Origin of the sequence: Bacteroides faecium, assembly GCF_012113595.1 — a bacterium.
Taxonomy (GTDB): Bacteria; Bacteroidota; Bacteroidia; order Bacteroidales; family Bacteroidaceae; genus Bacteroides; species Bacteroides faecium.
Genome location: NZ_CP050831.1, coordinates 6,633,906 through 6,648,257, shown reverse-complemented (window position 1 = coordinate 6,648,257; position 14,352 = coordinate 6,633,906). Strand labels below are relative to the sequence as shown.

11 protein-coding genes are annotated in these 14,352 nt (G+C 47.9%); 2 read left to right on the top strand and 9 right to left on the bottom strand.

Going from position 1 to position 14,352, the window contains the following annotated elements:
* Nucleotides 1-363: 363 nt before the first annotated feature.
* The 3 genes from BacF7301_RS25250 to BacF7301_RS25240 are packed head-to-tail and all read right to left on the bottom strand — an operon-like array spanning nt 364 to nt 1,962.
* Nucleotides 364-693 carry a DUF5056 domain-containing protein gene (locus tag BacF7301_RS25250; RefSeq protein ID WP_167966952.1) on the bottom strand — a complete coding sequence of 110 codons (330 nt, stop codon included), beginning with the start codon at nt 691-693 and terminating at the stop codon, nt 364-366.
* Nucleotides 674-1,225 (bottom strand): RNA polymerase sigma factor, encoded by a 552-nt coding sequence (locus tag BacF7301_RS25245; RefSeq protein WP_167966951.1) that lies wholly within the window; start codon nt 1,223-1,225, stop codon nt 674-676. The genes BacF7301_RS25250 and BacF7301_RS25245 overlap by 20 nt, the downstream gene beginning before the upstream one ends.
* On the bottom strand, nt 1,222-1,962 hold the full coding sequence (locus BacF7301_RS25240; RefSeq protein WP_167966950.1) for a DUF6249 domain-containing protein: 741 nt from the start codon (nt 1,960-1,962) through the stop codon (nt 1,222-1,224). The genes BacF7301_RS25245 and BacF7301_RS25240 overlap by 4 nt, the downstream gene beginning before the upstream one ends.
* 108 nt (nt 1,963-2,070) lie before the next feature.
* Between BacF7301_RS25240 and BacF7301_RS25235 the strand changes: the two genes are divergently transcribed.
* Nucleotides 2,071-3,594 carry a methyltransferase RsmF C-terminal domain-like protein gene (locus BacF7301_RS25235; RefSeq protein ID WP_167966949.1) on the top strand — a complete coding sequence of 508 codons (1,524 nt, stop codon included), beginning with the start codon at nt 2,071-2,073 and terminating at the stop codon, nt 3,592-3,594.
* Here the strand turns inward: BacF7301_RS25235 and BacF7301_RS25230 are convergent.
* The 5 genes from BacF7301_RS25230 to BacF7301_RS25210 all read right to left on the bottom strand — a co-directional run bounded on the left by BacF7301_RS25230 (nt 3,589) and on the right by BacF7301_RS25210 (nt 11,890).
* Entirely contained in the window at nt 3,589-4,782 is a 1,194-nt protein-coding gene (locus BacF7301_RS25230) for a TolC family protein (RefSeq protein WP_167966948.1), read from the bottom strand. The two genes, BacF7301_RS25235 and BacF7301_RS25230, sit on opposite strands and share 6 nt — an antisense overlap.
* A gap of 161 nt (nt 4,783-4,943) precedes the next feature.
* Nucleotides 4,944-8,075: an efflux RND transporter permease subunit gene (locus tag BacF7301_RS25225; RefSeq protein WP_167966947.1), complete on the bottom strand. Its 3,132-nt coding sequence runs from the start codon at nt 8,073-8,075 to the stop codon at nt 4,944-4,946.
* Nucleotides 8,076-8,149: 74 nt separating this feature from the next.
* Nucleotides 8,150-9,427 carry an efflux RND transporter periplasmic adaptor subunit gene (locus BacF7301_RS25220; RefSeq protein ID WP_167966946.1) on the bottom strand — a complete coding sequence of 426 codons (1,278 nt, stop codon included), beginning with the start codon at nt 9,425-9,427 and terminating at the stop codon, nt 8,150-8,152.
* Nucleotides 9,428-9,516: 89 nt separating this feature from the next.
* A complete protein-coding gene (locus BacF7301_RS25215) occupies nt 9,517-9,942 on the bottom strand; it encodes a DUF6769 family protein (protein ID WP_167966945.1) in 426 nt (141 codons plus the stop codon).
* A gap of 298 nt (nt 9,943-10,240) precedes the next feature.
* Nucleotides 10,241-11,890 (bottom strand): ABC-F family ATP-binding cassette domain-containing protein, encoded by a 1,650-nt coding sequence (locus BacF7301_RS25210; RefSeq protein WP_167966944.1) that lies wholly within the window; start codon nt 11,888-11,890, stop codon nt 10,241-10,243.
* A 129-nt stretch (nt 11,891-12,019) separates the two neighbouring features.
* Here BacF7301_RS25210 and BacF7301_RS25205 point away from each other — a divergent pair, with 129 nt between their 5' ends.
* Entirely contained in the window at nt 12,020-12,418 is a 399-nt protein-coding gene (locus BacF7301_RS25205; RefSeq protein WP_167966943.1) for a response regulator, read from the top strand.
* 356 nt (nt 12,419-12,774) lie between these two features.
* On the opposite strand, the gene BacF7301_RS25200 is transcribed toward BacF7301_RS25205, so the two are convergent.
* Nucleotides 12,775-14,340: a SusD/RagB family nutrient-binding outer membrane lipoprotein gene (locus tag BacF7301_RS25200; RefSeq protein ID WP_167966942.1), complete on the bottom strand. Its 1,566-nt coding sequence runs from the start codon at nt 14,338-14,340 to the stop codon at nt 12,775-12,777.
* Nucleotides 14,341-14,352 lie beyond the last annotated feature (12 nt).

Sequence of the window (14,352 nt, the reverse complement as noted above, 5' to 3'; positions counted from 1 at the left end):
AAAGGGTAGATTTATCATTGTTTAACAGTAGGAGAGGTTTATTAGTAAGAGACGTTTCTTAGTAAGAGAATTTTATTTGTGGGACGTAACTTGTCAGATTCGTAATTATATAAATATCCAATCATTGGCGGAAGCATGGATGAAAACACGGATATTGTGACGTATCGTGTTGATAATGAGTAAGAAGGAGATAATAATTGTCTGTTATGAAAAGGGCGGTTTAACATTATGTTAAACCGCCCTTTTCTGCGTATGGGAATTGTCCTTGTCTGTCTGCCAATGTCTGCCAAGAACGGCGTTTTCTCTTTCCGCCTCTCTTCCTTGTCAACAGGGACTGTTAAATATTAACTTTTTCGTACTACTTTATGCCAACGAAGCCACTTTACGCGTCGCCATAAACAGCAGGACGACGGTAGCGATAATAATTGATTTCGGGTCAAGGCTTGTAGCACCATGATTAATCATACCGATAAACACTTCCCTGATTGTTCCCCAAGCAGCTTCCAAACCGCCCAGCCAAACGAAAAGTACAGTTGCAATCGCCATTACGAAAGCACTCCAAAGACGTGCCAACCGATAGCTGCGGTCGGGCAAGTGGTGCATGACACGGCGACTGAATCCGTTGTCCGCTATTTCCTGCCTGTTTTCTGCGAAGAAATCGCGCAAGAGCTTATCATTGTCTACTTCTTTCATAACCGTTTTGTTTTAAATACGTTGCTAATTTCTCTTTACCACGCGACAGATGGCTTTTCACCGTCCCTGTCGGTATTCCTGTTATCCCCGCAATCTTGTCGATGCTTACATCTTCCATGTAGAACAACGTGATGCAGGTTCTTTCCACTTCTTTGAGCGTCTTGAGCGACTGGTAGACATCCATTTTCTGACCGACATTCTCCTGCTCGGTACTGTTGATGGCGTCTATTTCCCTTGTATCCAAGTCAGCCGTCTCTTTCCGGCTGCGAATATAGTCATAAAAAACATTGTATGCAATACGGTACAGCCACGTAGAGAAACTTGATAAGTTTCGGAAAGAAGCAATATTCGTATATGCCTTGATGAATGTATCTTGTGCCAAGTCGTCACTCAATTCGTTGTCGCCGCAAGTCAGATTCAGGAAGAACCGCCGGACAGGCGACTGGTACTTTCCCACCAACTGGTCGAAGGCCCTGGTGTTCTTGAACACCACGACCTGCGCGACTAGCGATATATCGTTGAGTTGGCTCATTTTTCTTCTTCGGGCTTTTCTTCTTCGTTCTTTCCTTTATTCAGCCCATTGCCTTTCTCTTTGGAACCGATATTGCGCATCCAAGCGTCGGATGCTTCCGAATTTTGCTTCTGTTTGTTACCAATAATCCATTGTCCGACTCCCATAAATGCAACTAACAGTCCGATAGTTCCTATTCCGAATTCTCCTGTGATTGCCCATAAGAAGATGAAAAGTCCGATACCGGTAAACGTGTTTTTGATACCTTGTGAACACTGGTCGACTGTCCTGTTTTCCCGGATAAAGTCTTCCGGTAAGGGTTGTCCTGCTGCAAGCGCTTGTTCGGCGAGACGATAACGTGCTTTCCGGTTCTTGTAGCGGAAGAAGAAGACAACGAACAGGATGAACACCGGCAATCCGAATACGGCAATAATAGCGATGATGGATACGAGAATGCCACCGCTAATGGCATCTCCCATCTTATTGAATGGAAAGTCATCGTCATCCGTATTGATTGAGAAACTGGCACTACCGTGACTCGCACTGCTTGAATCAGCATCAATGTCGGTAGAATCGGCATCCGTAGTGTCTACGCCAACCACTGTTACAGCAGTGTTATTTGCGTTTGCTTTATTACTTTTCTTTACGCTGATTTTTACGTTCCCGACTGAATCTTGTATAACCGTCGTATTATTTTGGGCGATAGCCAATGTGCAAGTGGTCAATACAACCATCAATGCAAGTAGAAAATTTTTCATATAAATAGTTTTTTAATTTGTTTCTTTGTCTGTTAGACGTAGTTAATATCCAAGAAAGTTGCAAAGAGACGAAATATTTTTGATATTTGCGAAAATTAAGATACGAAAATGAATTTACCCGCTTCTTTCATAGATTACACCCGCTCTTTATTGGGTGACGAAGAATACGACAAACTGGCTGCTGCCTTGCAACAGGAACCACCTGTCAGCATAAGGTTGAACTTTAATAAGTTGAGAATGGAGAGTGGAGAGTTGAGAGTGGCTATGCAGGACAATGCGGTTCACTCTCAACTCTCAATTCTCAATTCTCAACTTCTCCCAGTTCCCTGGTCATCCGAGGGATTTTATCTCGATGAGCGTCTTACTTTTACGTTCGACCCTTTGTTTCATGCAGGCTGCTATTATGTTCAGGAAGCATCTTCCATGTTTGTAGAACAGGTGCTCCGGCAATACGTCACAGAACCGGTGGTGATGTTGGACTTATGTGCTGCTCCCGGTGGAAAATCGACTCATGCCCGCAGTGTGCTTCCTGAAGGAAGTCTGCTGGTTGCCAATGAAGTTATCAGAAACCGTTCTCAGATTTTGGCGGAGAACCTGACCAAGTGGGGGCAGCCGGATGTCGTTGTAACCAATAATGACCCTGCTGACTTTTCATCTTTGCCCTCTTTCTTTGACGTGATTCTGACTGATGTTCCCTGTTCGGGCGAAGGTATGTTCCGCAAAGACCCGGTGGCGGTTGAAGAATGGAGTCCGGAAAATGTAGCGATATGCTGGCAACGGCAACGGAGAATTATCGCAGATATTTGGCCTAGCTTGAAGCCCGGTGGAATCCTTATATATAGTACATGTACGTATAATACAAAAGAAGATGAAGAAAACGTTCGTTGGATTCAGCAAGAATTCGGGGCGGAACCGTTGGTCTTGGAAGTTCGGAAAGACTGGAATATTACAGGAAATCTTTTACGGGATGAGTCTGACAGTTCCGGGCACTCTGCGCTAGAAACACCAGTCTATCACTTCTTCCCTCATAAAACCAAAGGCGAGGGCTTTTTCTTAGCCGCCCTTCGCAAACCGGAAACGGAAGAAGACAACACACTCGTCTTTTCTTTTGCTAAAGGCAAAACTTCAAAGAAAAAGGATAAGAAAGGCGGAGCAACGCCGTCACTTGTCACCAAAGAACATCTGAATATAGCCAAGAACTGGTTGAATGAAGAGGAGTCCGCCAGTTATCTATTATCCGCAGAAGGAACAACCATTCAAATCTTCCCGCAACGATATGCTGACGAACTGGCAGCCATGAAGCAAAGCCTGAGAATCGTGTCGGCCGGTGTCGGAGTGGGAGAGGTGAAAGGAAAAGATTTAATCCCCGGCCATGCTTTGGCAATGAGTTCCGCACTGTTGCGCCGCGAAGCTTTTGCGACCGAAGAAGTAACTTACGAACAAGCGATTGCCTACTTACGGAAAGAGGCCATTACCTTATCGGCAACAGCCCCTCGCGGTTATGTTTTACTTACCTATCGGAATATCCCTCTCGGCTTCGTAAAGAATATCGGCAACCGTGCAAATAATCTTTACCCGCAAGAGTGGCGTATCCGCAGCGGATATTTACCGGATGAGATAAAAACGTTATAGTTTACTCTTGTAAATCCGTGCCATTGCCTTCTGATACTGATTTTCCAGTTGCAGATAGTTCTGGTGGCTTTGGTAGATTACAGATACTTCTACGAAGTACTCAATCATGCTTATTTGTCCGCCGGTCAACGCCTGCTTCAGCAATGCCAGGTCTTGTTGTGACTGGAAAGTCTTGCTGTATTCTTCCATCGAAGCGTGCAGTGCTTTGGCTTCGCGGTAAAGCTGTGCCAGTTCGGATTCCACCTGCAATGTTGCGTTATCCTTTTGTAAGTCGATATTCAGCGCCTGCGCTTTGGCAATCTTCACTTTATTCCGGTTCTCGAAGAGCGGGAAAGAAAAACCGACTACCACGCCATTGAACGGTACTCCCGTTTCCGTATTCCGTCGATAACCCAGCTCCAGTTTCGGCAACCACTGCGACTTATTGACGGCAATCTGTTTGCGGGCAACCAAACTTTCGTTGCCGAGAGCCATCAACGTGCGGTCTGCGGACATTATTTCGGATTTCAGAATCTGATAGTCGGACGGGAAAGGCACAGACGGGTATTGATTTTCCTCGAAAACCACCGGAATATTCCCGTTCAGCGTGTTCAGTTCCTGCAACTTATTGCGAAGTGCCGTTTCGTTCAGCGACGTTTCCGTCTTGACGTTCAACAATTCCAGATTAATCTTATTCGTCTCGAGCGCGTTCGCATCCCCCGTTTGCAGACGTTTGGCATACATCTTCGAGAGTTCTTCCGCATTACGCAGACGCTCTTCCAGGATATTCTTCTGCTGACGAAGCATAATAATATCCAAGCAAAGCTCCTTCGCCAGCAATAACTTCTCCTGGCGGAAAACATCCGCCTGACTGTCATAAGCCCCCGCTTTCAAGCGGTTCAACTTATTACGTGTCACATATAAACTCGGAAAATCGAAGCTCTGCGAAACAACCAGCTCGCCGATTGTTTCACTCTTATCCTTCGAACCCCAAAGATGCGCATAAGAAAGTGTAGGGTCCGGCAGATTATTATCCGTTTTAGCTTCCAGTTTTTGCGACTGAATCAGTTGCCCGTTCGCCTGCAACTCCTTATTATTTGTTTCTATATTTTTTAAAACCTGGTCTATGCTGCTCTGCGCCTGCATACTGCCCGTCAGGGCAAAGAACGCAGTGGCAGCTAAGGAACCTATCATGATAATTCGTTTCATACTTTCTTGTTTTTTATTATATATCACTTTAAATGATAATTTTTAGGCACGGATTACACGGATTACGCTGTTATTTTATAAACCGCATTTCCCAAAACCGTGAAATCCGCGTAATCCGTGCCTAAAATATCTTCATGCCGCAAGGAAACCTTGCCGGAGCGCTACGCCCCTAAGTTCTCATTTATCAAATGACTATTGTTGTTATTCGCTTTGTTTTTCCGGTGCATTAGTAGATAAACAATCGGAACGATGAAACCGTTCAAAAAAGTAGACGTTAACAGTCCGCCCAAGATAACCTTGGCCATCGGACTCTGTATTTCGTTACCCGGCAAGTCGCCGCCCAAAGCCAGCGGAATCAATGCCAGCGCAGAAGACAAAGCCGTCATCAAAATCGGATTCAAACGGTCGAGAGAGCCTTGAATCACACTGTCGTAGACATTCAGACCTTCTTCCTGTTGCAGATGGTTGTAATGACTAATCAGCAACATACCGTTACGGGTCGCGATACCAAACAGAGAGATAAAACCGATGATGGCGGGGATGCTGACCTCGCCTGTCGTAATCACCAGTGCGAAAACACCGCCAATCAACGCAAGCGGCAGATTCAGCAAAATAACGCCCGACTCCTTGACACTGCGGAACTCATTGTAAAGTAATAAGAAAATGACAGCAATACTGATAAACGAAGTCAGCGCCAACGTCCGGCTGGCCGCCTGCTCACTCTCGAACTGTCCGCCATACTCAATATGATACCCTTCGGGCAACTGTACCGACGAATCAATCTCCTTCTGAATATCATTCACCACACTGCGTAAGTCACGGTCGGCCACATTGGCAGAAATCACGATTTTCCGTTTCACATTCTCGCGGTTGATGGTGTTCGGGCCCATGGCCGACACCACTTCCGCCACATAACTCAAAGGAACTTTGCGGCCGTCATTTGTATCCACCATCAGATTACGAATCTTTTCCATCTCGTCGCGGGCATCATCCTTCACTTTCACAATCAAATCGAAACTCTTCCCCTGCTCGTAAACTTGCGAAATCACCTTTCCCGCCAAAGCCACATTGACATATTCCGAAAACTCCGGTAGCGTAATTCCGAACTTGGCCAACATCTCCCGTTTCGGCTGAATCTTCAACTGCGGACGCTCAATCTGCTGTTCCACATTCAAATCCGCCACACCGGGAATGTCGCTGATAGCCCCTTTAATCTGATTGCCCAACGAGAACATCCTGTTCAAATCATCCCCGAACAGCTTAATCGCGATATTCGCCTTCGTCCCGGACAACATAGCGTCGATACGGTGGCTGATGGGCTGACCGATTTCAATATTCGCGCCCGTAATCGTCCCCAATTTCTCGCGCACCTCTGCCACCAATTCACCGCGCGGACGGTCCTTCAATTCAAACGGAGCCTCTATCTCCGACACATTCACGCCCAGCGCATGCTCATCCAACTCGGCACGCCCCGTTTTGCGGGCCACTGTCTGTATTTCCGGAATCGTCATCAACAACTCTTCCGCACGCTGCCCCATTTTATTACTCTCTTCCAGAGAAATGCCCGGCAGAGAACTGATATTAATTGTAAACGAACCCTCATTAAAAGAAGGAAGGAAACTGCGTCCCAGCGTAAAGAATACACCTAACGCAACGAGAAAGAGCGCAATCGTTCCGCCCAATGTCACCCGCTTGTGTGCCAACACCCAAGTCAACGCCTTCCCATAAACCCCTTTCATCCAACGCGCTACAAAAGACTCTTTCATCTCCTTGTTCGTCTTGTTGCTTCCCAACAGATAAGAACAAAGCACCGGAGTCAACGTCAGCGCAACCACCGTAGAAGCAAACAGCGCCACGATAAAAGCAATCCCCAGCGGTACGAGCATCCTGCCTTCCATGCCACTCAGGAAAAACAATGGAACGAAGCTGACCACAATAATCAGCGTCGAATTGAGAATCGGCATACGCACCTCTTTCGAAGCATTGAAAACCACCTCGAGCGTACTCAGCCTTTCCGCTTCCGCTTTCAGCCGGTTTTCCCGTAGCCGCTTGTACACGTTTTCCACATCGACAATCGCGTCATCTACCAGCGAACCGATAGCTATCGCCATACCACCGAGACTCATCGTGTTGATAGTCAGTCCCATGTAATGCAACGTCAATATGGAAACCAGCAATGAAAGCGGCAATGTCACCAACGAAATCAGCGTAGTCCGCACATTCGCCAGGAACAGGAACAGGACGATAACGACAAAAATACCGCCTTCCAAAAGCGACTTCTTCACATTGCCGATAGAACTCTCGATAAAACGGCTCTGACGGAAAATATCCGTTGACACCTTCACGTCCGGCGGCAGATTTTTTTGAAGGTCTTTCAAAGAAGTCTCCAGTTTGTCCGTCAACTCCAGCGTACTGGTGGCAGGCTGCTTGGTAACGGTCATCAACACTGCCGGTTTGCCACGTTCCGAAGCCGTACCCAGTTTCGGAGCTTTCGGGCCGATGGTCACATTCGCAATATCTTCCAGCGTGACAGGGAAACTGTTCACCGTCTTTACCACCGCCTTGCCGAGCTGTCCGGTCTGCGTGGTAGACAGTACGCCACGTACAATATATTCATTTCCAAACTCATAGAGCACACCACCGTTCGCGTTCAGGTTCATGTCCTGCGTCACGGCCATGACTTCGCCCATCGAGATGCCATAGTGGCGCATCCGTTCCGGGTCTAGCTGAATCTGGTATTCTTTGATATCTCCACCGAGCACAGCTACCTGCGCCACACCACCGGTAGACAGCAGACGGGGGCGAATCGTCCAGTCGGCAATCGTCCGAAGGTCGAGCATAGAAGTCGAATCGGCAGTCAATCCGACGATAAGCATCTCGCCCAAGATAGAAGATTGTGGGCCGAGAGTCGGTTTGCCGACATTGACAGGCAGCGATTCGCTGACCACCGCCAGCTTTTCGCTCACAATCTGGCGGGCAAGATAAATATCTGTCCCCCAGTCGAACTCCACCCACACAACAGAAAAACCATTGGTGGAAGAAGAACGCACGCGGCGTACACCGGTAGCGCCGTTTACGGCAGTTTCAACAGGGAAAGTGACGAGCTGTTCAACTTCCTCGGCAGCCATGCCGTTCGCTTCGGTCATGATAACTACCGTAGGTGCGTTGAGGTCGGGGAATACGTCTACTTCCGTATGCATGGCGGTGTATGTCCCCGCGATGAGCAGGAGAATAGCCGCACAGAGCACAACCAACCGGTTATGCAGGGAGTAATGTATAATTTTATTAAGCATGATAATTCATTAGTTGAGTTATAAAAAAAAGGATAGATGCGCCGCAAGAAAATCCGGCTGCGGCACCTTGCCGCTTAATGTTCGTGGCTGTGTGCGGGAATTGCATTGCTTGCGCTTGCCAGTCTCACCTGATAAGCCCCTTCGGTCACCACACGGTCACCGGACTTCACACCTGTAAGAATTTGCACACTCTTGCCATTGTCGGCACCAATCGTAACTTCTTGTTTTTTATAACCTTCCTCATCCAGTTGCAGATATACGAAATAAATGCCCTGCTCCTCTGTCAGCGCAGTGCGCGGAAGTGAAATTACATTCTCCATCGGCGAAGAAAGCAGGAATACCTCTACAAAAGAACCGGGAATCACCTCACCTTTATTGTCAAACTCGAACGTGACAGGCACATAAAAGGAATTGTCTCCGGCAGCCTTGCCGAATGAAAGCAGTCTGCCGTTCAATGCCTTCAGTTCGTACACCTGGTTGTTATACGGTGTCTGAAAGTTTGCCGAATTAATCGTACGAAGGTATGTGTAATACTTCTCCGATACTTCCGCGCGAAGGAACAGGCGACGGTTCTGCGTCACGCTAACCAACGGTTGACCGATAGTCACATAATCTCCTTCTTTCACAAGGATACTTTTCACGTATCCGGCAATAGGAGCCGTGATATTCTGTCCGATAGCCGAATGGTTCTTGGAGAGGGCTTCGTAGCTGATGCGTGCGTTTTCGTAACTCTGTTCAGCCTGCGCAAAATCCTTGTCGGATACAATCTTGTTTTGGACAAGCGCCTTCATGCGTTCGTACTCTTTCTTCGACACTTCGTAGGCGATACGTGCACGCTGCACCGGGTCGCCGTCGGCAATGTTGTGCGAAGAAATCGTGATGAGAGGAGTGCCGTTGCCGACGCTCATTCCTTCCGTCACCTTTCCACGGAAAGAAACAACGCCGGCTACTGTAGCTACGGCAACCGATTCGTCTCCCTGCGCAGCCAGCACTTGTCCGCTGGTCTTAATCACCTGCTGGAAAGGAGCAGGCTCAACGGTGCTCACTTTCACTCCGGCTGCGTCGGCTTTCGCTTTCGGAAGAATAATTTCATCACTGTGGGCTTCTGCGCTTTCCTTCTGGCTGTCGGTTGCTTCGTGGCTGTGGTCGCCGCTACATTCGCCGCCGTGGGCGCTGTGGTCGTGACTTTCAGCTTCGTGGTCGTGACCTTCTGCCGCATGATTGTGACCTTCTGCCGCATGGTTATGTCCTTCCGCTTCGTGGTCATGCTCGTTGTGTGTGTGTGTGACGGTACTATTACAAGCCCCCAAGACGAACAGTCCCAGGACTCCGATAAAAATAAATTTCTTCATAAATGATATTTTCCTACTAAATTTTACTGTTTTTGATTTACGCTACAAAGATAAAGTAACGCGGATGCAACAGATTTGCATTCACGTTTTTACGCAAAAACAGAGTAGGGGGGAGCGCGAAGAGAAGTGGCACGGGGAGTATCCGTACCATGTAGAGAGTCTCGGTAGACGTAGTAGTTCTTGACCCGTCTCTCTTGCGGTCGCAGTAAATGTTCTATGATTACATCCGTGAACAGCGTAGCGATGAATACGTAATCCGGGCCGCTGTCAGTGTGTATGGATGGGATAGGCGATTGAAACCTTGTCAGGCATTCGCTGTTGCAGCAGGAATCGCTTCCGGGCTGATGTTGGTGGTGATGGTGATTATGCATGGGACACTGCTGTTCTACCGGCAAGTCCTGCTTCATGCAAATCATTCCGTTGGGATGGTGATGATGGGGAATAACTGCCGCCACCAACATGATAATGTTGATAAAAAACAGCAGAGTTACTATAATTCGTTTCTTCCCTTTCATCCTTTCTTTTAGAGAAACTATTTTTTTTAGTGGTTCTTTTTCTTATTAATGTGCACAAATATACAAATACTTTTCTTTCCTCTTCTAGCCATCACCCTCTTTTTATTATTTATTAGGTTGTTATAAGTTGATGAGTTTATGGCATATACAAGAAAATGAGTATTATAAATAAGAATTTTTAGGCACGGATTACACGGATTACGCTGTTGCTTTATGCAATCATATTTCTAAAAACCGTGAAATCCGTGTAATCCGTGCCTAAAATGTCAACACACCGCAAGGAAACCTTGCCGGGGCGCTACGCCCCCGCGCCCGGCCCTTCCAGCTCCTGCAACGAATCCATTTTCTTCTTTTCGAGGAACTCGTAGATGCCGCAAAGGTGCTCCGTCACCTTCTGATTGCCAAACTCATACACCTTTGTCACCAGTCCGTCGAGGAAGTCACGGTCGTGCGAAACGACAATCAGCGTACCGTCAAAATCGAGCAGCGCCTGCTTCAGAATATCCTTCGTCTTCATGTCGAGATGATTCGTCGGCTCATCGAGAATCAGGAGATTGACCGGCTCCAGCAGGAGTTTTATCATCGCCAACCGCGTGCGCTCACCACCGGACAACACTTTCACCTTCTTCATCGACTCTTCCGGCCCGCCAAACATGAAAGCACCCAGCAAATCCCGAATCTTGTTCCGAATCTCGCCCTTCGCCACATCATCAATCGTCTGAAACACTGTCAGATTTTCATCCATCAGCGAAGCCTGGTTCTGCGCGAAATACCCAATCTGCACATTATGTCCCAGTGTCAGCGTACCGTCATGTTCAATTTCCCGCATGATACACTTTACGAGCGTAGACTTACCTTCACCGTTCTTGCCTACAAAAGCCACCTTATCCCCGCGCTCAATCGTCAGATTCGCGTTGCGGAACACCGTCTTGTCACCATACGTCTTCCCGACACCATCCATTATCACCGGATAACTGCCCGAACGAGGTGAGGGTGGAAATTTCAACCGCAATGCTGAAGTATCCTCCTCGTCCACTTCCAGCAACTCCAGTTTCTCCAGCATCTTCACACGGCTCTGCACCTGCAACGTCTTCGAGTACGTACCCTTGAACCGTTCGATAAACTCCGTCGTCTCGGCGATAAACTTCTGCTGCTCGTCATACGCCTTCTGCTGCTGCACCCGGCGTTCCTTGCGCAGTTGCAGATACTGCGAGTAATTTACTTTATAGTCATAGATGCGCCCCATCGTCACCTCGATGGTACGCGTCGTGATATTATCCACAAACTTGCGGTCGTGACTAATCACAATCACCGCCTTACCGTTATTAATCAGAAAATCTTCCAACCACTGGATAGACTCAATATCCAAGTGATTCGTCGGCTCATCGAGCAACAACACGTCCGGTTTCTGCAACAGCAACTTCGCCAGCTCGATACGCATCCTCCATCCGCCGCTGAAATCACTCGTTTGACGATGGAAATCCGCCCGCTTGAACCCCAGTCCGAGCAAAGACTTCTCCACATCTTCCTCATAATTCGTGGCATCAATCGAGTAAAACTTCTCGCTCAAAGTAGAAACTTCCTCAATCAGCGACATATAACTGTCGCTCTCGTAATCCGTCCGCGTCTCCAGTTCCTTGTTCAACCTCTCGATTTGTGCTTCCATCTCGTGCAGATGCGCGAACGCCTGTGCCGTTTCTTCAAACACCGTCCGTCCGTCTTCCGTCATCAAGTGCTGCGGCAGGTAAGCCACCACGCAATCTTTAGGAGCCGAAACCCTGCCGCGGGTAGGCTGCCGCACACCCGCCAAAATCTTCAGCAGTGTACTTTTACCAGCCCCGTTCTTGCCCATCAGGGCGATGCGGTCTTTCTCATTAATTACGAAGGAAATGTCACTAAATAAAGCAGCGCCGCCAAACTCTACGGCCAATCCGTCAACAGAAATCATACTATTCTTTTAATTTGAAGCGCAAAGATAGCGAAATATATGAATATTTTTTATACCTTGCGGGCTGAAAAGGGAGACTACCCTTAAAAAACAGATAAAATAACAATAGTAAAACATAGTAAAAACAATATGGAAGGCGTACAAACCAATGAATTTCGTCCACTGATTCTGGTGGCTGAGGATGATGACAGCAACTTCAAGTTGATAAAGGCTATCATAGGTAAAAAATGTGATATCGAATGGGCTAGAAACGGCGAAGAAATGGTGCAGTTGTTCCAGCAACACCACGAAAAAGTCAAAGCGATGCTGATGGATATCAAAATGCCCGTGATGAACGGACTGGAAGCGACGAAGATAATCCGTGAGTCCAATACGGAAATCCCCATTATCATGCAGACTGCTTATGCTTTCAGCTCCGATAAGGAGAACGCGATGAACGCGGGAGCGACGGAAGTGCTGGTGAAACCGATTACTTTGGGAATTCTCCGCACTACGCTAAGTAAATACTTACCCGACTTGAAATGGTAGAATAGATACTTAAAAAAAATAAATAGGGTAGACGGACGGAAATGGTATCACCCAGTAGAAAAACGGTATCACAACGTATGCCGGATTTCCACTTTTCCGGTTTGTCTGTCTGCTGGATTTAATGATAAGTGCTTCATCACAATTAAATGATAATCTTTAGGCACGGATAACACGGATTTCACGGTTTTTTGAAATAGGGTTGCATAGAGCAACAGCGCAATTCGTGTAATCCGTGTCTGATAAAAAATAAAATAGGCGAACCTCACGGTTGGCCTATTTTTGTTCGCTTCTGTTAATTTGTTAGAGTCAGAAACGACGCTATGTAAAGTCTCTCCTTTGAGAGATGTAAAGTACGGTTATCGGCTTCCGCCAGCCCACCAGACAGGTTCGCTATATACATAGTCACCGTTGCCGTAGGCAGCCTTCACTTCCGGGTTGGCAGTGGTGTCACTGTTGCCGTAAGAGTAGCGCAGCGGGAATTTAGTCGCGTTGAGAGGGTTGGACAGCGTAATGAAATTCTCGTTCATACCTTTCATACGACGGATATCGTTGTACGTTTCCGTAGCTTCTCCCGAAGTTCCCCACAGGGCAAAATACTTCTGAATCATCGTTTCCTGCAACGAATTGGCATTGTATCTCCCTTCCACTTCATTGTCGAAATATGCTTCGGCATTGGTTTTGTCGAACGGTGCGGAACCATTCGTGTTCAATGCAGTTCCCAACTCCCTGATAGCGATGGCGATACTGTTTTCAGCATTGAGCAAGCCGGCAGTTACCGCAGCTTTCAAAGCATCTTTTGCGGTAGGGTCGCCCAAGCGCACCAGTGCTTCCGCTTTCAGAAACAACAATTCGTGGTAGCTCAACAGCAGTGTAGGCGCAGTCTTGGCATACATAAACGCGGAAATTCCATATTTGGAAGTACTCTGGTCGGGCGTACCGTTGGGCGCGGGTATTAAGGTAGCGTCGTTGGCAGCCACTTGCGTACGCTTCTGGCTCGCAACCGGCGTGAAGAACGCACGTCCCGCACGCGGGTCGTTGCTGGTAATCAGTTTATTGCACAAACTTTGGCTGGCTCCTAGCGCGGCGCGGGCAACATAAAATCCGTAGAGCGGGTTGATGTTCGTTGCGTCGTAGAGACTGAACGCAGCCTGCTCGTCTGCCGATGTGAAAGACTTGCTGACGTATTCGAGCACCTTGTACAAATCAGCATCCCGGTTGCTTGAACGGCTGAGAAGCCGCATCGTATAGCGCGCTTTCAAACCGTAAGCGAATTTCAGCCACTTCGCTGCATCCCCGTCGTAGAGAAAGTCCTGACCGGATACGTCCGCCAAGTCGCTCTTCTGAAGATTCACGATAGCATCGTTCAGATACGCCATGATTTGCGTATAAATCTCCTGCTGGGTATCCATTTTCGGAGTCAGGTAGACCGGCGAACCGTATTCGTCTACCAGCGCAGCCTGGCTGCAAGGAGCGTCACCGAAGAAATCCGTCAGCAGTGCGCAGTTGTAGGCAGCCATCACCTCGCCCATCCCTTGGGTGAGGTAGTTGCCGTGGTCCCTTCCGCCTTCGCCGCACTGCTTCACGATGATGCGCGCGTTTTTCAGCGTAGAGTAGATGCCGTTCCATACATTATTATAGGTGGACGAAGACGACGGTTCGCTTTCGCGCGTTTCGGCGTAAAAAAGCTGGTTGTCAACGCCTACTTCATATTCCACGTAGGCGGAAGCATACGTGTTGAGGTCACCGCTGGAGTTGGAGAAAGCGGTGGAAGTGATTACATCTGCCAGGATAAATCTCGCGGCAACGCTGGTGGTGTGGTCGTTGTCCTTGTTGATTCTGTCCATAGCGTCCTCGGAGCAAGCGGAGAACAGAGACAGCGTGGCAACTGCCAGCACACCTGTTATTTTATTGTATCTTTTCATAATTTCTTTCGT